Raw genomic sequence first — 17,799 nt, 5'->3', positions numbered from 1 at the left:
AATCCCGTTCTCAGCCGGCGGGGCGAACCGGCAGCAGGGTGAGGTCTCGTGCCGCGGCGGCCGCCGCCAGCTCCGGGGCCTGTTCTGCGGGTACCGCCACCACGAGGACCCGGGCCTGAGCGGTGGAGCGGTCCTGGAGCACCTCCAGGCCGGCGGCCAGCACGTCGCCGTCGAGTCCCACCACGTCGATCCGGTCTCCGTCGGCCACCAGGTCCACGGCGTCCGGTGCGGCGAAGCGGATGGCCACGGCACGGTGGCCGTCCGGTGGCACGGGGGCACCGGCGGCTGAGGCCGGCACGGGCACGGGCAGGGGCGATGGCGCGGGCACCGGGATCCCCGCGGGCGCCGCCACCTCCGCCGTGGCTCCGGCGGCGCCGGCCAGGCCCCCGTCGACCCAGCCGCTGCCGACCCAGCCTGTGTCAACCCGGTCTGTGTCGACGGCACCACGGTCCGTCGCCCCCTCGCCAGCCGCATGCCCGTCCTCGGCACCACCGTCAGTGTCGCCGAGGACGTTGACCAGGAACAAGGCGACGGCGAACAGCAGGGGCAGGGCGGCGACCGCCAGCTTCCATCGCCCGCGCCGCGTGCCACGGGCAGACCTCACGCTGGAGCCGGCCGGTCCGTCGTCGTACTCGGTCAGCTGGGGCGGTGGGGGAGTGGCCATCCGGCGGCGCACCGCCCGTCGCTGCCGGCGCAGTGCTCGCCGCTGTTCTCGGCGTGCGGACCGGGAGGAAGCAGCCCGAGAGGAGGCGGCCCGAGACAACGGTGCCCGAGAGGAGGGTGCCTGAGAGGAGGGTGCCTGAGAGGAGGGTGCCCGAGAGGAGGAGACTCGGGAGGAGTCGCTGCGGCGGTGATGGCGGGGCGGGGAGGATGGCATGCCCCGATCAGAACAGTCGTCGGCAGGATGGTGCCACGGCGACCGCGCCGACCGTGGACAGGTCGGCGAGAGTGTGCCGCTGTGGAGGAGGTTGCTAGGCCGCCGAGCCCTGGGAAGAACTGCCGGACGACGAGCCGCCCGAGCTGGAACCGCCCGTCGAAGACCCGGAGGACGACGAGCCGGAGGACGGAGAAGAAGACGTGCCGGAATCACCCGAGGTGGAACCACCCGATGACGATTCGGACGAGCCGCCGGACGAGCTGCTCGACGAGCCGCCGGAGCCTGCGCTCGTGGAGTCCGAACCCTTGGCCCCCGAACCCTTGGACCCGGACCCCGTGGACCCCGAGCCCTCGGATCGGGAGTCGTTGCGGTAGAAGCCGGAACCCTTGAAGACCACGCCCACGGAGTTGAACTTCTTGCGCAGGGTGCCCTCGCAGGACGGGCACACGGTCAGCGAGTCGTCCGTGAAGGACTGCACGATGTCGAACTCGTGGCCGCAGTCCTTGCAGGCGTAGGCGTAGGTGGGCACCGGGCGGTCCTCTCGTCAGGGCACTGAGATTCTGGCACTCTCAGGATTCGAGTGCCAAGTCTACACCGGCGCGTGCTCAGGACGGCCCGGCTCCGAACCACGTGAAGCCGTCCGGGGTGACGACCCCGTCGACCGGCCGGTCGTGCTCGTCCGACGGGACCTGGCCGCGCGTCAGGAACTCGTGCCGGAACACCATCGCCACGGTGAGGGGGACCGCGGAAGGCGCCGGGCCGGCGTCGTGCCCCGTGTTCTCCCGCCGCCCCAATCCCTCGAGCCCGGCCAGGAAGCGGTCGTAGTACCCGCCGCCCTGACCCAGCCGGAGGCCCCGGGTGTCCACCACCTGGGCGGGCACGAGCACGAGGTCCACGGTGGCGAAGGTGTCCACGCCGAGACGCTCGCCGACCGGCTCGTCGATCGGCGCCACGGGACTCCGGGCCACCTCCACGCCCGGATGCCAGGCCGTCCAGGACATGCGGCGCTCCGGCTCGGTGATCGGGACCAGGACCTCCACTCCCGCCTCGTGCAGCGCGGTGCGCAGCGGCCCGGTGTCCGGCTCCGAGCCATAGGACATCACGACGGCGGCGCGCCGGTGGTGTGCGCGCGGCAGGTACCAGTCGAGCACCGTCCGGGTGAGGACCGCGGACTGCTCGGCCCGATCGGCCGGGTCCAACTCCCGGCGGCGGGCCCGCCACAGGGTCCGGAAGTCCTGCTTCCGGTGCCGGAGCACCTCCTCGGGGGTCTCACCCCGGTTCCCGGTCAGGGACTCGGAGTACTGCAGCTGGGCCTGACCCTCGGCGGGGTCCGGCGATGGCGCGGGGGAGTGCTGATGGAAGGACACCCTCCCATTCTGGCCCATGGTGTGGACCTAGGATCGGACCATGCCGCCTGCCGCGACCCACCGCTGGCCCGTGACCCTGGAACACGGGGAGATCGTGCTGCGCCCGTTCCGCCGCTGGGACCAGGAGGAGTGGATGTCCCTCCGGGCCCGGAACCGTGACTGGCTCCGCCGCTGGGACGCCACCAATCCCGAGCCGGACAGCGCGCTGAAGAGCTACTTCGAGATGGTCAGGGTGCTCAACCGCTCCGGCCGGGACGGCACCGCCCTGCCCTGGCTGATCTGCCTGCGGGCCTCGGCCGGAGGGCAGCCGGTGATCGTGGGACAGCTCAGCGTCTCCTCGATCGTGCGCGGCTCGGCCCTCTCGGCGTCCCTCGGCTACTGGATCGACCGGGACCGGGCGGGTGCGGGGATCGTGCCGACGGCCGTGGCGCTGGCCACGGACTACTGCTTCAACACCCTGGGGTTGCACCGGATGGAGATCAACATCCGGCCGGAGAACGCCGCGAGCCTGCGGGTGGTGCAGAAGCTCGGATTCCGCCATGAGGGGCTGCGGCGGGACTACCTGCACATCGACGGCGACTGGCGGGACCACGAGTCCTTCGCTCTCACGGCGCCGGAGGTCCCCGGGGGTCTGCTGACCCGGTGGGAGGGGTGTTCTCGCTGATTTCGCGGGTGATCCGGCGGACACACCGCGTCGAATCACAACGGTGTAGTTTTCGGCCGGTACCGTTAGGTGGGTGGATGCAGGCACGGGTAGTCTTGAAGAGTCGCTCAGCCTTGCACTGGGCTTCCTTCCGGACATCCACCTGCACGGATCATTGGTGCTGTGTGCACTGGTGGTCGCGTGGCTGATAGCCATCTACCGGAGGGCCAAGAAGCAGCCCCTGTCCAGGAGCCACCGGAGGAAGACCATGTCGCGCACCGCCCAGTCCACGCCCCGGGACGCCGAGACCCCGACCACGCACGAGACGACCCCGGAGGCCGGCTTCCGCGTCAAGTGGGACCGCACCGCACTGGCCGCGCTCGCCCTCGTGGCCGCCCTGACCTTCATCGGCACCGGCGTGGCCGCAGCCTTCGGTGCGGGCACCCTGGTCATCGCGGGCGTGTCCGCCGTGGTGGCAGTGGTCGCCGTGGCCAGCCTGCGCGCCCTGGCCGTGCGGGACCGCAAGAAGCGTGCGGACCGCCGGATCGAGCACGCCTTCGATGAGGCCATGAGCCCCACCGTGGCCTCAGCAGACCCCGTGGTCTCCGGCGCCGGCACCACCCCGGTGTTCGACGCCGCCTCGGGCAGCGGCACCAGCGACCGGACCCCCGCCCCCTCCGATCGCCCGGCCGCACCGGCCTCGGAGCGTCAGGACGCCGGCCCGGCCGAGTCGGCCGCACCGGAGGCCGCCGCCCTCCCGAGCGTGCCGCGCCCCACCTACCTGGACGCCGGCGAGGCACACCGTCCGGCCCCGGCACCGCTGGTGACGCCGGAGGCCCCGATGGCCAGCCCCGGCGTGAAGCTGAAGTCGGGCGTCTCCGCCGAGTACCGCGCCAGGCTCGAGGCCACCGCCCACCGCCCCCTGGACCTGGACCGGGTCCTGGAACGGCGCCGGGCCGTCTGAGGCAGAAGGCTGCTGCCGATGCGCAACGGCGCGCACCGGGATGAGGCGGAACAGCGGCAGGTCCAATACCTGACCTCGACCACCGTCCACACCCGACTGGGCCAGGTCCTGGAAGAACACGGCCACCGCCTGGTTCGTGCCGAACTCGTCGACCTCCAGCACCGGCCCGGCGCGGGGGCGACCGGCATCTTCCGCGTCCGGGCCACCCCCGTAGAGTCGGGAGGGAGCCCGGAGCCGCAGGAACTGTTCCTTGCGCTGACGGCCGAGGCTGTCCCCGAGGACGGCGTGATCGTGGCCGGCCAGGACGCCGACGCCACCTGGTCCGCCTGGTTCCACCCGCACGACCCGCTGCTGACCGGCCTCGCCCTGGCCTCGGATCCGGACTCGGTGGTCTCCCTCTGGGGCGGCGGCGGGGCCCTGGTCGACCTGCAGACGATCAGCTACCGTCCGCTGCGCCGGGCGGTGCTGCGCGCGGTCGTCTCCGGGGACACGGGACAGCGGACCCTGTTCCTGAAGGTCATGCGGCCCGGCCTGGCCACCCGCCTGCATCACCGGCACACCCTGTTGGCTGCGGCGGGGGTGCCCGTCCCGGCGGTGCTCGGACCCCCGGTGGCGGACGTGCTGGCCCTGGAACAGGGTCAGGGGGCCGTCCTGGCCACGGCGATTATGGCCGACGGCGCCCGCCACATCCAGCCGGCGGACGTGCTGGGCGTCCTGGACCGGATGCCGCAGGAGCTGGTCGAGCTGCCGCGCCGGGAGGCCTGGTCGGACCGGATCGTGGACTACGGGCACGCCGCCGCCACCGCCCTGCCGGGCCAGGCCCAGCGCATCCGGTCACTGGTGGAGCACCTCCGACGCCAGCTGGACACCACGGACCGCGGGCCGGTGGTGCCCACGCACGGCGACTTCTACGAGGCCAACCTCCTGGTGAGCCGGAACCGCATCAGCGGCGTGCTGGACATCGACGGGGCGGGACCGGGGCACCGCGTGGACGACCTGGCCTGCTTCCTGGGCCACCTGGCCGTCCTGCCCGCCGTGGACCACCGCTACGTGTACGTGGACCAGGCCCTGCGGCGCTTCCACTCGTCCTTCGTCGCCGGGGTGGATCCCGCGGCACTGGCCTGCCGGTCCTCCGCCGTGGCACTGTCCCTGGTGGCCGGGGCCCGGGACTCGGGCCGCAGGGACTGGCAGGCCTCCGCCCGTCAACGGCTGGACATCGCCGAATCCCTGCTGGCCCTGCCTCAGTCCGCCGCCGGCTGGTAGTCCTTCTCCTCCACCAGTCGGTACCCCACCCCGCGCACGGTCGCGAAACGCGTGGCCCCGAGCTTGTTGCGGAGATAACGCACATACACGTCCACCACGTTGGACCCCGGGTCGAAGTCATAGCCCCACACCCGGGAGAGCAGCTGCTCGCGGCTCAGGGCCTGTCCCGGATGCCGCAGGAACGTCTCCATCAGGGAGAACTCCCGGGCCGAGAGGTCCACCTCGACGCCGCCGACTGCCGCCACGTGCCGCACCGGGTCCAGCTCGAGATCGACATGCCGCAACACGGGATCCGGCGGGGTGGCGGCGGATCCGCCTTCCGGGCGCAGCCGCAGGCGCACCCGCGCCACCAGTTCGGCGAAGCGGAACGGCTTGGGCATGTAGTCGTCAGCCCCGGAGGTCAGCCCCTGGACGGTGTCCTCACCCGAGGCCCGGGCGGTGAGGATGATGACGGGCAGGTCCGGCTCCTGGGCGCGGATCTTCTCCAGCACCGTGAAGCCGTCCATGTCCGGCAGGCCCAGGTCCAGGATGACCAGCTCGAAGCCCCCGGTCAGCGCCAGCACCAGGCCCTCGCGCCCGGTCGCCGCCACCGTGGTCGCCAGTCCCTCGGCCTTGAAGCCCTTGGCCACGAAGGAACTGATCCGTGGTTCGTCCTCGATCATCAGGATTTGGCTCACGCCGCACCGTCCTTGGAGTGTGTCGTTGTGCTCAGAGTAGAACCTACCGGCTCGGCCGGGTTCTGGGGGTCCAGCGGCAGGTCGAGGTAGAACGTCGAGCCGATCCCCGGGGCGGACTGCACGTCCACGGTGCCCCCGTGGGCGCCCACGATGGCGGTGACGATGTTCAGCCCCAGCCCGGAGCCCTCGGCCCGCGTGCTGTTGGCGCCCCGGCCGAAACGGGCGAAGATCCGCTCGCGGTCCTCGGGCCGGATGCCGATGCCCTGGTCCCGGACCCACAGGCGCAAGGTGCCGGACAGGGCCTGCGAGCCGATGGACACCTTGGCCCCCTCCTGGGAGTACTTCACCGCGTTGGAGGCCAGTTGCAGCCACGCCTGGGTGATGCGCTGGGCGTCCAACGGCACCGTGACGTCCGCGGCGTGGTCCAGCGTCCAGATCCGGGCACCCAGCGGGGAGGCCTTGCTCAGCACGTCGCGGGTGAGGGAGCCGACGTCGACCGGCTCGGTCGCCACGAAGTCCGGCCGGCCGGACTTGGCCAGGGTGACGAGGTCGTCCACCAGCAGGCGCATGCGGTCCAGCTCATCCATGGCGATCTCCTGGACCTCGCGCACATCGGCGGGATCGGCGGCGTCCTGCAGCTCCAGATGTCCCTGGACGATGGTGATCGGGGTGCGTAGCTCGTGGCCCACGTCATCGAGCAGCTGCCGCTGGGAGGAGAAGGCCTCCTGGAGTCGGTCCAGCATCTCGTTGAAGGTCATCGCCAGCTCGGCCACGTCGTCCTGGCCGGAGACCGGCACCCGCCGGCGCAGGTCCGTGCCGGAGATCTCCGCCGCCGTGGACTGCAGGGTCCGCAGCGGGTGGAGCAGCCGGCCCACGAGGACCCAGCCAGCCACCCCCACGAGGACCAGCACACCGAATCCCACGAGGCCGTAGGTGACGAAGACGGTGTCGAGTTCCTGTGCCTCAGCGGAGAAGTCGTAGGCCAGCAGCATCAGGGACGGCGCCGAGTCGTTGTCGAACTGGATGGGCACCGTCACCGCGCGGTACGTGGTCTGGGCGGTGGTGATCGTCTCGATGGCCACGCTCTCGTTGTGGAGACGGCTCGACGCCCACTGCACGATCTCCGGATCCCGTTCGAGCCGCAGCTCGACGGCGGTGGAGGCCGTCCAGCTGATCTCGCCGTCGCGGAAGCCCAGCATGCCCTCGTGCTCGGCCGGCATGGTGCGTTGCATGGCCGTGAACACCAGCTGATCCGAGGCGGAGAACGGTTCCCCGGAGGCCGGATCGATGCCCTCCTGGGCCAGGATGCGGAACTCCTGGACCGAACGGGTCAGGGAATCGTCGATCTGCCGGATCATGCTGCCACGCTGCAGCACGTAGGCGGTGGCCCCGGACAGGATGAGTGCCACGGAGGTCAGCAACACCAGCAGCCCGATGACCCGGGTGCGCACCGGCAGTGCGCTCCAGTTCATGATGAGGTTCCGCAGACCCCGCCGAACCCGCAGACGATCGCCGGCCCGGGAATGCTCCCGGGCCGGCGTGGCACTGCGTGGGTCCGGGGGAGCCGTCACCGGCCGGTCCCGCGGGTGCGCCCGTGATCAGTCGTCATCGTCATCGTCGTCGTCGTCCCAGTCGTCATCGTCATCATCGTCGTCCCAGTCGTCATCATCATCCCAGTCGTCGTCATCCCCGTCATCGTCGCTGTAGCGCGGTTGCTGGGGTGCCGGGTTCGGGACGGACTGCGGCGGGGCCGGAGCGGTGTTCGCCGGCTTCGGCTTCGGCTTCGGGGCCGGTGCCGGCGCGCTGGTCTCCGGCGCGGGCTTGGAGCTGATCTTGACGCGGGAGGAATCCGAGGTGTCGGTGCCGGAGGCCGACGACGGCGCGGGGGGCGTGGTGGCGGCGGGGGAGGACTCCGGTGCCGGGCTGGACGGATCGGTCTCGGCCGGGGAGGGGTCCATCGAGGACGGGGCGTTGCGCGCATCGGTGGAGGGGGCATCGGTGACGGCGATCATCGGCCCCAGGTCCACGTTGCTGGGCTGCGCGGACACCACCGCGACGCCGAGGGCGGCCATGACCGCGACCACCATCAGTGCGACCGTGGCCTTCAATCCCTTACCGGTGTTCTTCATGCCATCCATGGTCCCGCGTCATCATGAACCGAAGATGAGAAACGGCCCGGCCAGCATGAGGATCCGATGATAAACAGCTCGCCGTCACCGCTCGCCGTCCCGGTCGTCCCCCTGGTCCTCCGCCTGGGCGGCGGCGTCCGCCTCGACCCGGGCCCGGGTGGCGCCCACCTCGTCCCCGGACAGGTCCAGGGACTGGGCGAGCCCCAGCCAGGCCGCCATGCGCAGGTACCGGGCGGTGCCCTCCTGCTCCGTGATCATCCGGAACAGGGTCGCCGCCTCCTCGGCCCGCTCCTGTTCCAACAGCACATAGGCCGCGAACAGCTCGGCGTTGGAGGAGGCCGTGGTGTCCTCGGAGGCGGCGAACAGGTCCGCCGCCGTCAGGGCCGAGGACACGGCGGCCGGCCCCTGGCGCAGCGCCCAGAGCCCGCGGGCCCGGGTGTCGGTGAAGTCGGCCTCGTGCCAGGCCGCGGAGGAGTCCTGGGCCAGGGCGATCGCCTCGTCCAGCAGGGCCACACCGCGTTGTTGACCGAGCTCGCACAGCACGTGACCGAGGGCGTGCAGGGCCTGGGGCAGCACCGCGGGGTCGTGGTCCACGGCATCCTCGCCCCCGTCCTCCTCATCGGCGCGGGCCAGGTCCACCGCTCGGGAGAACCGTTCGGCGGCCTGCTCCGCCTTCTCCTGACGGTTCAACAGGGCCCCGGCGGCCAGGTGCATCCGGGCGGCCTCGTCCGTGGCCCCGGCCTCCTCGAACAGGGCGGCGGCCCGGTCCCAGTGCTCCAGTGCCTCGTCCGGTCGGTTCTGGTGGCGGGCCGCATGACCCAGGTCCACGAGGGCACGCGCCAGTCCGGGCAGGCGGCTGGCGGCCTCCTCGCGGCGCACCAGGCCGGCCAGGACCCGTTCGGCGAGGGCATGTTCCTCGGCCTCCAGCAACTGGTGCCCCAGGGCCAGGGTCAGGTCCGAGGCCTCCGGCACCTCTCCCTGCTCGGCCTGTGCCACGGCCACCTTCCAGGCCAGGATCGAGGCCTGCTGATCGCCGGCGTCGGCGGCCAGGCCGGCCAGCAGCGCCGCGGCCGAGGCGGCACCCTTGCGCACCCCGGCGGCGGAGTGGAGCTCCACGGACCGCAGGGCGTGCAGCACGGCGCTGACCCCGTCTCCCTGCTCCTGGGCCACCACCGCCTTGAGCATCCACATGGCGGCCCGCACGGCACGGTTGGACTGACCGGCCAGGACCTCGTCCGCCACCTCCGCGGACAGCTCGGGCTCGTGGCTCATCAGGTGCACGTGCGCCAGGAACATGCGGGTGGAGGACAGGGACTCGGGCGCCAGCGGCAGTCCCGCGGTGGCCCGCGCCTCCTGGACCGTCAGGCATTCCTCCAGCAGCCCGACGGCGGAATCGAGCCGGCCGTCCTCCACGTGCCGCACCGCCAGCGCCACCAGGACGTCCGGCAGCACGGTGTCCACCGAGCGGGCCGACCGGCGCCGCTCCTGCTCCAGGACGCCCTCCAGGACGGTGGCCTCGAACGACTCGGGTTCGCGCAGCAGCATGACGCCGAGCTCGACCTCCATCCGGGCCCGGTGGGGGTAGCCGGCGGCTTCGAGCACCCGGGCGCGGTCAGCGATGTATCCGGTGGCGGCGGCGTGATCGCCGGTCAGCTCGGCCACGGACGCCAGCGCCCGGAACAGGCCGGCCCGGTTCACGGGGTCCTGGCCACCGGGGGCGTCCAGGCCGGTGCGGGCCGCGCGCGATGCGCGGGGAAGGTCCTCCGCGTAGGCGGCCTCGTAGGAGATGTCCAGCCAGCCGCGGGCGGTCTCGGGTGCGCCCTGCGGCCCGCCCGCCAGGGACCGACGGGCCAGGACCGCGTTCAGCCGCGGCCCGAGATCCTCCGGGAGCCCGCCGGTCGCCTCGGAGCCGTCATGCTCGGTCATGCCAGCCCTTCTGGTCCTACTGGTCCCGGTCGTTCGCGAGTCGCGGCGGTGTGCACGGTGCAGGGCGCAGGGTGCCAGTGCCGCAACCCATCCAGTATTCCAGACGTCGGACCCACCCGACATGTGCGGGTCGGGGCCGGGATCCCACCGCCTAGACTGGCCCACATGGATTTCGACAGCCGCGTCGGCGCCTACGGCGTCGTCATCCGTGACCACGCCCTGCTGATGAGCCTGTGGCAGGGCCCCACGGAGAACATCTGGACGCTCCCCGGGGGACAGGTGGAACTGGGCGAACAGCCGGACGAGGCCTGTGTGCGGGAGATCCTCGAGGAGACCGGATACCACGCCGTGCTCGGCGACCTGCTCGGCGTCACCAGCCGCACCATCGAGGCCGGCCGCCGGCTCTCCCACCCCGGCCGCCCGCTGTTGACGGTGCAGGTCCTCTACCGGGCCGACGTCGTCTCCGGCGAGCTGCGGCCCGAGACGGACGGCTCCTCCATCGACGCCGCCTGGATCCCGCTCGACGAGCTGCACCGCCACCGCACGTCCCCGACCGTCCATCGGGCCCTCGAACTGTTCGGTGCGCCGCGATGAGGGGCGCACCCGGAGCCACCGCGGCACCACGCCGGGCCGGCGCCGTGCTGGCCGCCGGGGCCCTGACCGCCGCCCTGATGGTGGGCTGCACGCCGCAGCCCGGTGCCGAGGAGTCCGCCCCGGGCGCCGCCGGCACGGCCACACCGGACGCTGTCCCCGTCTCCCTGATCTCGGGCACCCGCCCCGAGGAGCAGCTGCTGGCCGTGGTGCTCGAGCGGCACCTGGAGAACCAGGGGATCGCCGCCGAGGTCGGGGAGCCCTCCGCGGAGCCCTGGGGTGCCGCCGGGGAACACCAGGTCGCCGTGGTGGACAGTCTGGCCATGGCCTCGCACCTCATCCCGGACATGCTCGCCGGCGAGGTCCCGACGCCGGCCCCGTCACCCGATTCCTCCGGCGCCGGTCCCAGCGCGGAGGCCTCGGCCAGCGCGCCGGCCTCGGATCCGGCGCCGGCCACCCCCACCGGGCACCCGACGTCCACCGGCTCGCCTACCTCGCTGCCGGAGGGGCGGCCGGCCGCGGACGCCCAGGGGACCACCGCCATGGTCACGGAGTACTTCCCCGAGGACGCGGAGGTCGTGGGGGCCTCGGCGGGCACCATGCGCCTGCAGGCCGTGGCCACCACGGCGCTGACCGGGCTGTATGAGATGGAGGAGCTCTCCGACCTGAACGGGCTGTGCGACCGGCTGGTGTTCAGCCCACAGGACGAGGCGGCGGTGTACGGCGAGCGGCTCGACTCGCTCGCGGGATGCGAGCCGTCCCGGTGGGTGGAGCCGGGCGAGCTGGGAGTCGTGGGGGACCTCGTCACCGGTCGGGCCGACGTCGTGCTGATGTACGGGACGGACCCGGCCATCTCGGACCGGGCCCTGGAGCCCCTCGGCGACCCGGCCCGGGTGCTGCCGGAGGGGCGCGTGCTGCTGGTGGCGGAGCAGGAGGCCCTGCCGGACGGCACCGAGGGCGTCCTCCGCGAGGTGGCCGATCGGCTGGACGGGGAGATGCTCGCGGAATTGCAGCGACTCACCACCGGGCCGGACCGGTTGCCGCGCGAGGAGGCGGCCCAGTACTGGTTGGTGACCGCCGGTCTCGAACAGACGCCCGACGGCTGGTTCTGACCGGCACCCCGGCCGGGAGCTGGACGGCCTGACGGAATCCGGTGGCGCGCGGTTCTAGGATGGAGCCCATGGCAAAGACACGGTCCGGTCAGATCAAGCAGTCCTCCAAGCTCCTCAATGTGCGCTATGACGTGCGTGGACCCATCCTGGAGGAGGCCCAGCGGATGGAGGCGGCCGGCCACCGGATCATGAAGCTGAACATCGGCAACCCGGCGCCGTTCGGCTTCGAGGCCCCTGACGCCATCCTCAAGGACATGGTCTCCCACCTGCCCCACGCCCAGGGCTACTCCGACTCCAAGGGCATCTACTCCGCCCGCACCGCGGTCAGCCAGTACTACCAGTCGCGCGGGATCATGGGCATCGACGTGGAGGACGTGTTCATCGGCAACGGCGTCTCCGAGCTGATCTCCATGGTGCTGCAGGCCCTGGTGGACGACGGCGACGAGGTGCTGATCCCCTCGCCCGACTATCCGCTGTGGACCGGCGCCACCACCCTCTCGGGGGGACGCGCCGTGCACTACCGCTGCGTGGAGGAGGAGGGCTGGTCCCCGGACCTGGAGGACATCGAGTCCAAGGTGACCGACCGGACCAAGGCGATCGTCCTGATCAACCCGAACAACCCCACCGGCGCCGTCTACTCGCGCCAGGTGCTCAGCGGGATCGTGGAGATCGCCCGCAAGCACAACCTGGTGCTGATGAGCGACGAGATCTACGAGAAGATCCTCTATGACGGGGCCCGCCACATCAACGTGGCGGGACTCTCCGACGACGTGGTCACCCTGACCTTCTCCGGGCTGTCCAAGGCGTACCGGGTGGCCGGGTACCGCTCCGGCTGGGTGGCGATCTCCGGGCCCAAGCACCGCGCCACGGACTTCATCGAGGGCCTGACGCTGCTGGCCAACATGCGCATGTGTGCCAACGTCCCGGCCCAGCACGCCATCCAGACCGCGCTCGGTGGCTACCAGTCCGTCAACGACCTCATCCTGCCGGGCGGGCGGCTGCTCGAGCAGCGCAACCTGGCCCAGCGGCTGCTCTCCGAGATCCCCGGGGTCAGCGTCCAGCCGGCCCAGGGCGCCCTGTACCTGTTCCCCCGGCTGGACCCGGAGGTCTACCGGATCGAGGACGACGAGAAGTTCGTGATCGACCTGCTGCGGGCCCAGAAGATCCTGGTCTCCCACGGACGGGCCTTCAACTGGCCGGACACGGACCACTTCCGCCTCGTCACCCTCCCCTCCGTGCGGGACCTGGAGGAGGGCATCGGCCGGATCGCCGACTTCCTGGAGGACTACCGTGAGCGCTGAGCAGCCCGTGACGGACTTCCGGCAGGACCCGCGGACCCTGCTGCGGGCCCGGACCCCGGATGGCGTGCTGCTGGGCCCGGCGGAGGTGGACCCGGATGCCAAGCCCGGTTACCCGGGCGGCAAGGCCGAGGGGGAGGCGACCCTGGCGGCCGGGGCCGAGCGGCTGGCTCAGCTGCAGGAACTCCTCTATGCCAACGGGGTCGCGGGCACCGGGACGGCCGCGGGACACGACCCTTCCCTGCTGCTCGTGATCCAGGCCATGGACACCGCCGGCAAGGGCGGGATCATGCGCCACGTGGTCGGCGCCATGGACCCGCAGGGCGTTCAGGACGCCGCCTTCAAGGCACCCACCGACGAGGAGAAGGCACACCACTTCCTGTGGCGCGTCCGCCCCCACGTCCCGCAGGCCGGATTCGTGGGCGTCTGGGACCGGTCCCACTACGAGGACGTGCTGATCCACCGGGTCCGCGGGCTCACGTCCCTGCCGGAGATCGAGCAGCGCTATGCCGAGATCCGGGACTTCGAACAGGAGCTGGTGGCCGGCGGCACCCGCATCCTGAAGGTCATGCTGCACCTGTCCAAGGACGAGCAGCAGGGCCGGCTGGCCGAACGCCTCGACCGGCCGGACAAGTTCTGGAAGTACAGCCCCACCGACGTGGACGAGCGGGCCTACTGGGACGAGTACATGGAGGCCTACGGGATCGCCATCGCCCAGACGGACACGGACCACGCCCCGTGGTACATCGTCCCGGCGAACCGCAAGTGGTACTCGAGGATCGCCGTTCAGGAGCTGCTGATCGGGGCCCTCGAGGACCTGGACCTCGAATGGCCGCCGGCCGACTTCGACGTCGACGCCGAGAAGAGGCGACTGGCCGCCAGCTGAACTGCGCCGCCAGCTGAACTGCGCGGTCAGCTGAACTGCGCGGCCCGGCGCGGTCAGCCGGTGAACAGCGCCGAGGCCTTGAGCCCCGTCTGGACGAGGCCGTAGACCAGCGCCGCCATCACGATCAGGGCCAGGAGGACCGCCACGGCGTTGTAGGTGCCGCTGGTGGCGGCGACGCCCTCCGAGACCTGGACATCGGGGGCCTGATCCGCCGCCTCGTGGCCGCCGGCGGCCCGGCCGGGGTCTTGTCCGTGCCGTGGGCTCTGCGGGTTCCGTGGGGAGGTGCTCATGCGACGTTCTCCTTCTCGCTGATCCTGTCCTCGGGGACGTGGTGCTTGGCGGCGACCGGACGGACCAGCAGGTTGGCGATGAAGCCGATCGCCAGCAGTCCGACCATGATGTACAGGGACAGGGTGTACAGGTCCGCCCCCGTCTTGCCGGCGGCCTCCTGGGATTCGAGCAGGCTGTTGACGATCAACGGGCCGGCGACCCCGGCCGCGGACCAGGCGGTCAGCAGACGGCCGTGGATGGCGCCGACCTGGAACACCCCGAACATGTCCTTCAGGTAGGCGGGGACCGTGGAGAACCCGCCCCCGTAGAAGGAGATGATCACCATGGTGGCGACGATGAAGACCACCAGGTTGGCCCCGCCCATGAGGGCGATCACCAGGTACATGGCCAGCCCGATGCCCAGGTACATCATGTAGTTGTTCTTCCGGCCCCAGTAGTCCGAGGTGGTGGACCACACGAACCGGCCGGCCATGTTCGCGATGGACAGCAGCCCGACGAAGCCGGCGGCGGCCGCCGGGGTGATCTCGCTGAAGTAGGCCTGGATCATGGGTGCCGCATTCTCGAGGATGCCGATGCCGGCGGTCACGTTGCAGAAGAGCACGATCCACAGTAGCCAGAACTGCGGGGTCTTGAGGGAGGAGTCGGCCGAGACGTTGGCGGTGGTCTGCATCGGCTTCGCGGCCGCCTCGGAGGGGTTGAAGCCGGCGGGCGTCCAGTCCGGGTGGGGGACGCGGATCACGAGGGCGCCGAGGGCGATCACCACGGCGTAGACCACGGCCAACGTCAGGAAGGTCTGCATCAGCCCGTCCTGGAGCTGTTCCGGCTGGGTGCCGCCGCCGTAGAGCGCCATCAGGCTGTTGGACAGCGGGCTGGCAATCAGCGCGCCGCCGCCGAATCCCATGATGGCCAGACCGGTGGCGAGCCCCGGACGGTCCGGGAACCACTTCATCAGCGTGGACACGGGGGAGATGTAGCCGATGCCCAGGCCGATGCCGCCGATCACCCCGTAGCCGAGGTAGACCAGCCACAACTGGCCCGTGGCGATGCCCAGGGTGGCCACGAAGAAGCCCACCACCCAGAAGGCGCCGGCCACCACCATGGACTTGCGCGGGCCGGAGCGCTCCACCCAGGTGCCGCCGAAGGCCGCGGCCAGGCCGAGCATGGCGATGGCCACGGAGAAGATCCAGCCGACGGCCACGTCACCGGTGCCGAAGTGGCCCATCATGGGGATCTTGAAGACGCTGAAGGCATAGACCTGGCCGATACACAGGTGGATGGCCAGCGCGGCGGCGGGGATCAGCCACCGGTTGAACGTGCGCGGGGCGACGATGGCCTCTCGATCAAGGATGCTGGGCATGGTGTGGTGCGGTCCCCTCTTGTGATCACCGGCCGACCAGCAGGTCTCACTGGGCCGTCGGCACTGAACTTGCATGCCAGATGCTGGTTTGATGTGTGATTCGCCAGCTGGGGGAGAGCGTATCTGCGGGGTATCACGAGGTCAATCGATCTGAAGATGCTGGCCCTGCGAGCTTGCCAGCACCCCGGGGGTGCGTGCCTAGGGTGGGGGTATGACTACTCAGCAGCTTGCAGGACAGACCATCGCCTTCCTCGCCACCCGCGGGGTGGAGCAGGTGGAGCTCACCTCACCGTGGGAGGCCGTCCAGGCCGCCGGCGGCCAGCCCCGGCTCGTCTCGCTGGAGACCGGGACCATCACCGCCATGAACGGCGACTGGGAGCATGCGGACACCTTCACCGTGGACCACGCGGCGGGTTCCGTGTCCGCCGCGGACTTCGACGGCCTCGTCATGCCCGGCGGGACCCTGAACGCCGACGCCCTCCGGGTGGACACCGGGGTCCAGGCCTTCGTCCGCGGCTTCTTCGAGGCACACAAGCCCGTGGCCGCGATCTGCCACGCCCCGTGGACGCTCATCAACGCCGGCGTGGTCCAGGGCCGGACGCTCACCAGCTACCACTCCCTGTCCGAGGACCTGAAGAACGCCGGTGCCACCTGGGTGGACGAGGAGGTCGTGGTGGACGAGGGGCTGACCACCAGCCGGAACCCGGGTGACCTGGACGCGTTCAACGCGAAGATGGTCGAGGAGTTCGCGGAGGGCAGGCACTCCGGCCAGACCGCCTAGCCCACGTCTGGGCCGGCACCGGTCTCAGGGCCGGTGCCGGAGCCGGCGTCGGGACCGGTACCGGCGACCTTCGCCCGGACCTCGTGGAGCCTGGCGCGGGCGCCGTCCAGCCAGGCCTCGCAGCGATCCGCCAGGGCCTCGCCGCGCTCCCAGAGGGCGAGCGACTCCTCCAGCCCCGCCCCGCCGGCCTCCAGGCGCGAGACCGTCTCCACGAGCTCGGAGCGAGCCTGCTCGTAGCTCATGGTCGCGATATCCGAGGTGTCCGCGGCGGAGAATCCGTCCACGGTGGCTGCTGCGGGGGATCCGGTGGTCTTCGGGTCGGTGGCGCTCATGCGTTCTCCTCGGTGGTTGTTGTACCCATGGTCTCGGTCTCGGTGACGGCGGCGCCGATCCGGCCGGCGGCCACCAGGATGTCCAGCCGGTCCCCGGCGGTGACCTGTCCGGCGTCACGGACCACCTGGCCTCGGCGCTGGACCACCGCGTAGCCGCGGTCCAGCGTCCGCTGCGGGGAGAGGGACCGCACCCGGGCCCGCAGGTGCCCCACGGCGTCGTGTTCCCGGTCCAGCCGACCGCCCAGCGCAGTGCGGGCGCGCTCGCGGACCCGGTCCAGGTCCTGGGCGCGCTCGTCCACCATCCGCTCCGGCTGGGCCATCACCGGGCGGGACCGCAGGGCGGCCAGGTGCTGAGCCTCGTTCAGGACGAGCCGCTCCACCCCGGAGGCCAGCCGCAGCCGGGCCCCGGAGATGGCCTCGCGCTCGGCGGCGGCGTCCGGCACGATCCGCTTGGCCGCGTCCGTGGGGGTGGAGGCGCGCACATCCGCCACGTCGTCCAGCACCGGCCGGTCCGCCTCATGGCCGATCGCGGAGACCACGGGCGTGCGGGCGGCGGCCACGGCGCGGACCAGGGCCTCCTCCGAGAACGGCAGGATGACCTCCTCCAGGGCCCCGCCGCCGCGCGCGATGACGATCACGTCCACCTCCGGGTGCGCATCCAGTTCGGCGACGGCGGCCATCACCTCCCGCGGCGCGTTCGCCCCCTGCACGGCCACCTCGCGCACCTCGAACCGTGCGGCGGGCCAGCGCAGGTGCGCGTTGCGCATCACGTCCTTCATGGCGTCCGAGTCCTTGCCGGTGACCAGCCCGATGAGGTTCGGCAGCACGGGCAGCGGCCTCTTGCGGCTCTCGGCGGTCAGCCCCTCCGCCTGAAGGGCGCGGCGCAGCTTCTCCACCCGGGCCAGCAGGTCCCCGATCCCCACGGGCCGCATGGCGGAGGCGATCATGCTCAGCCGCCCGGTCTTGGTGTAGAAGCTGGGTTTGACGCACGCGACCACGCGGGAGCCCTGCTCCACCGTGCCCTCCAGCGTGGAGGCCACGTTCCGCCACGCCGTCACGGGCAGCGAGTAGTCGGCGTCGAGGTCCCGCAGGGTCATCCAGGCGTTGCCCCGGATCACCTTGAACTCGATCAACTGGCCCTCGATCCAGGCCTCCGGCGCCCGCTCGAAGTACGCCTTCAGGTTCTCCGAGAGGACGCGCAGCGGCCAGGGGGAGTCCGGTGCGGTGCCGGCGGCGGTGGCCGGGAGCGTGCCGGGGGGCTGCGGTTCGTCCATGCCTCGGTGGTCCTCTCGCGGTGCGGGTGCT

At 71.7% G+C, this 17,799-nt stretch carries 19 protein-coding genes; 8 read left to right on the top strand and 11 right to left on the bottom strand.

Translation table 11 applies throughout. The annotated features are described in order from the left end of the window. Positions 1 to 10: 10 nt before the first annotated feature. The 3 genes from AB0K08_RS11125 to AB0K08_RS11115 form a co-directional block, all read right to left on the bottom strand. Positions 11 to 664 carry a hypothetical protein gene (locus AB0K08_RS11125; RefSeq protein ID WP_363354382.1) on the bottom strand — a complete coding sequence of 218 codons (654 nt, stop codon included), beginning with the start codon at positions 662 to 664 and terminating at the stop codon, positions 11 to 13. A 307-nt stretch (positions 665 to 971) separates the two neighbouring features. After that, positions 972 to 1,406, bottom strand: a complete 435-nt coding sequence (locus AB0K08_RS11120) for an FmdB family zinc ribbon protein (protein ID WP_363354380.1) — start codon at positions 1,404 to 1,406, stop codon at positions 972 to 974. 76 nt (positions 1,407 to 1,482) lie between these two features. Next, complete coding sequence (locus tag AB0K08_RS11115; protein WP_363354378.1) at positions 1,483 to 2,244, bottom strand: 5-formyltetrahydrofolate cyclo-ligase; 762 nt, start codon at positions 2,242 to 2,244, stop codon at positions 1,483 to 1,485. A 40-nt stretch (positions 2,245 to 2,284) separates the two neighbouring features. Between AB0K08_RS11115 and AB0K08_RS11110 the strand changes: the two genes are divergently transcribed. The 3 genes from AB0K08_RS11110 (at position 2,285) to AB0K08_RS11100 (ending at position 5,114) form a co-directional block, all read left to right on the top strand. After that, positions 2,285 to 2,908 carry a GNAT family protein gene (locus AB0K08_RS11110; RefSeq protein ID WP_363354376.1) on the top strand — a complete coding sequence of 208 codons (624 nt, stop codon included), beginning with the start codon at positions 2,285 to 2,287 and terminating at the stop codon, positions 2,906 to 2,908. A 247-nt stretch (positions 2,909 to 3,155) separates the two neighbouring features. Continuing rightward, positions 3,156 to 3,851 carry a hypothetical protein gene (locus AB0K08_RS11105; protein ID WP_363354374.1) on the top strand — a complete coding sequence of 232 codons (696 nt, stop codon included), beginning with the start codon at positions 3,156 to 3,158 and terminating at the stop codon, positions 3,849 to 3,851. Positions 3,852 to 3,869: 18 nt separating this feature from the next. Then, on the top strand, positions 3,870 to 5,114 hold the full coding sequence (locus AB0K08_RS11100; protein WP_363354372.1) for an aminoglycoside phosphotransferase family protein: 1,245 nt from the start codon (positions 3,870 to 3,872) through the stop codon (positions 5,112 to 5,114). Here the strand turns inward: AB0K08_RS11100 and AB0K08_RS11095 are convergent. From AB0K08_RS11095 to AB0K08_RS11080, 4 genes are all read right to left on the bottom strand, one after another. After that, positions 5,093 to 5,791, bottom strand: a complete 699-nt coding sequence (locus AB0K08_RS11095) for a response regulator transcription factor (RefSeq protein WP_363354370.1) — start codon at positions 5,789 to 5,791, stop codon at positions 5,093 to 5,095. The two genes, AB0K08_RS11100 and AB0K08_RS11095, sit on opposite strands and share 22 nt — an antisense overlap. After that, the gene (locus tag AB0K08_RS11090; RefSeq protein ID WP_363354368.1) at positions 5,788 to 7,263 is read right to left on the bottom strand and encodes a HAMP domain-containing sensor histidine kinase; all 1,476 of its coding nucleotides are present in this window, start codon (positions 7,261 to 7,263) and stop codon (positions 5,788 to 5,790) included. The genes AB0K08_RS11095 and AB0K08_RS11090 overlap by 4 nt, the downstream gene beginning before the upstream one ends. Positions 7,264 to 7,389: 126 nt before the next feature. Continuing rightward, on the bottom strand, positions 7,390 to 7,920 hold the full coding sequence (locus AB0K08_RS11085) for a hypothetical protein (RefSeq protein ID WP_363354366.1): 531 nt from the start codon (positions 7,918 to 7,920) through the stop codon (positions 7,390 to 7,392). Positions 7,921 to 8,004: 84 nt separating this feature from the next. Beyond that, positions 8,005 to 9,846, bottom strand: a complete 1,842-nt coding sequence (locus tag AB0K08_RS11080) for a tetratricopeptide repeat protein (protein WP_363354364.1) — start codon at positions 9,844 to 9,846, stop codon at positions 8,005 to 8,007. 165 nt (positions 9,847 to 10,011) lie between these two features. Between AB0K08_RS11080 and AB0K08_RS11075 the strand changes: the two genes are divergently transcribed. The 4 genes from AB0K08_RS11075 to AB0K08_RS11060 all read left to right on the top strand — a co-directional run bounded on the left by AB0K08_RS11075 (position 10,012) and on the right by AB0K08_RS11060 (position 13,733). Continuing rightward, on the top strand, positions 10,012 to 10,440 hold the full coding sequence (locus tag AB0K08_RS11075; protein ID WP_363354362.1) for an NUDIX domain-containing protein: 429 nt from the start codon (positions 10,012 to 10,014) through the stop codon (positions 10,438 to 10,440). Further along, positions 10,437 to 11,549 (top strand): hypothetical protein, encoded by a 1,113-nt coding sequence (locus AB0K08_RS11070; RefSeq protein ID WP_363354360.1) that lies wholly within the window; start codon positions 10,437 to 10,439, stop codon positions 11,547 to 11,549. Before AB0K08_RS11075 ends, AB0K08_RS11070 begins: the two co-directional genes overlap by 4 nt. 68 nt (positions 11,550 to 11,617) lie before the next feature. Continuing rightward, the gene (locus AB0K08_RS11065; protein WP_363354358.1) at positions 11,618 to 12,850 is read left to right on the top strand and encodes a pyridoxal phosphate-dependent aminotransferase; all 1,233 of its coding nucleotides are present in this window, start codon (positions 11,618 to 11,620) and stop codon (positions 12,848 to 12,850) included. A gap of 40 nt (positions 12,851 to 12,890) precedes the next feature. After that, a complete protein-coding gene (locus AB0K08_RS11060; protein WP_363354624.1) occupies positions 12,891 to 13,733 on the top strand; it encodes a PPK2 family polyphosphate kinase in 843 nt (280 codons plus the stop codon). A 53-nt stretch (positions 13,734 to 13,786) separates the two neighbouring features. Here AB0K08_RS11060 and AB0K08_RS11055 read toward each other — a convergent pair whose 3' ends face one another. Then, positions 13,787 to 14,023, bottom strand: a complete 237-nt coding sequence (locus tag AB0K08_RS11055; RefSeq protein ID WP_363354356.1) for a hypothetical protein — start codon at positions 14,021 to 14,023, stop codon at positions 13,787 to 13,789. Next, on the bottom strand, positions 14,020 to 15,381 hold the full coding sequence (locus AB0K08_RS11050) for an OFA family MFS transporter (RefSeq protein WP_363354355.1): 1,362 nt from the start codon (positions 15,379 to 15,381) through the stop codon (positions 14,020 to 14,022). The genes AB0K08_RS11055 and AB0K08_RS11050 overlap by 4 nt, the downstream gene beginning before the upstream one ends. Positions 15,382 to 15,592: 211 nt before the next feature. On the opposite strand from AB0K08_RS11050, the gene AB0K08_RS11045 reads away from it, so the two are divergent. Next, complete coding sequence (locus AB0K08_RS11045) at positions 15,593 to 16,162, top strand: type 1 glutamine amidotransferase domain-containing protein (protein WP_363354353.1); 570 nt, start codon at positions 15,593 to 15,595, stop codon at positions 16,160 to 16,162. Here AB0K08_RS11045 and AB0K08_RS11040 read toward each other — a convergent pair. Both AB0K08_RS11040 and xseA read right to left on the bottom strand, forming a co-directional pair. Further along, a complete protein-coding gene (locus tag AB0K08_RS11040) occupies positions 16,159 to 16,494 on the bottom strand; it encodes an exodeoxyribonuclease VII small subunit (RefSeq protein WP_363354351.1) in 336 nt (111 codons plus the stop codon). The genes AB0K08_RS11045 and AB0K08_RS11040 overlap by 4 nt on opposite strands. Then, positions 16,491 to 17,768, bottom strand: coding sequence for an exodeoxyribonuclease VII large subunit (gene xseA / locus AB0K08_RS11035; RefSeq protein WP_363354349.1), 1,278 nt, complete (start codon positions 17,766 to 17,768; stop codon positions 16,491 to 16,493). Before xseA ends, AB0K08_RS11040 begins: the two co-directional genes overlap by 4 nt. Positions 17,769 to 17,799 lie beyond the last annotated feature (31 nt).

Source organism: Citricoccus sp. NPDC055426, from assembly GCF_040677445.1.
GTDB lineage: Bacteria > Actinomycetota > Actinomycetes > Actinomycetales > Micrococcaceae > Citricoccus.
Note: the sequence above shows the minus strand (reverse complement) of the source record. Positions and strands in the feature narration are given on the sequence as shown.

Coding starts and splice junctions, on each gene's coding strand:
- AB0K08_RS11125 (WP_363354382.1), bottom strand. CDS start 664: ATGGCCACTCCCCCACCGCCCCAGCTGACCGAGTACGACGACGGACCG.
- AB0K08_RS11110 (WP_363354376.1), top strand. CDS start 2,285: ATGCCGCCTGCCGCGACCCACCGCTGGCCCGTGACCCTGGAACACGGG.
- AB0K08_RS11105 (WP_363354374.1), top strand. CDS start 3,156: ATGTCGCGCACCGCCCAGTCCACGCCCCGGGACGCCGAGACCCCGACC.
- AB0K08_RS11100 (WP_363354372.1), top strand. CDS start 3,870: ATGCGCAACGGCGCGCACCGGGATGAGGCGGAACAGCGGCAGGTCCAA.
- AB0K08_RS11090 (WP_363354368.1), bottom strand. CDS start 7,263: ATGAACTGGAGCGCACTGCCGGTGCGCACCCGGGTCATCGGGCTGCTG.
- AB0K08_RS11085 (WP_363354366.1), bottom strand. CDS start 7,920: ATGAAGAACACCGGTAAGGGATTGAAGGCCACGGTCGCACTGATGGTG.
- AB0K08_RS11080 (WP_363354364.1), bottom strand. CDS start 9,846: ATGACCGAGCATGACGGCTCCGAGGCGACCGGCGGGCTCCCGGAGGAT.
- AB0K08_RS11075 (WP_363354362.1), top strand. CDS start 10,012: ATGGATTTCGACAGCCGCGTCGGCGCCTACGGCGTCGTCATCCGTGAC.
- AB0K08_RS11070 (WP_363354360.1), top strand. CDS start 10,437: ATGAGGGGCGCACCCGGAGCCACCGCGGCACCACGCCGGGCCGGCGCC.
- AB0K08_RS11065 (WP_363354358.1), top strand. CDS start 11,618: ATGGCAAAGACACGGTCCGGTCAGATCAAGCAGTCCTCCAAGCTCCTC.
- AB0K08_RS11055 (WP_363354356.1), bottom strand. CDS start 14,023: ATGAGCACCTCCCCACGGAACCCGCAGAGCCCACGGCACGGACAAGAC.
- AB0K08_RS11050 (WP_363354355.1), bottom strand. CDS start 15,381: ATGCCCAGCATCCTTGATCGAGAGGCCATCGTCGCCCCGCGCACGTTC.
- AB0K08_RS11045 (WP_363354353.1), top strand. CDS start 15,593: ATGACTACTCAGCAGCTTGCAGGACAGACCATCGCCTTCCTCGCCACC.
- AB0K08_RS11040 (WP_363354351.1), bottom strand. CDS start 16,494: ATGAGCGCCACCGACCCGAAGACCACCGGATCCCCCGCAGCAGCCACC.
- xseA (WP_363354349.1), bottom strand. CDS start 17,768: ATGGACGAACCGCAGCCCCCCGGCACGCTCCCGGCCACCGCCGCCGGC.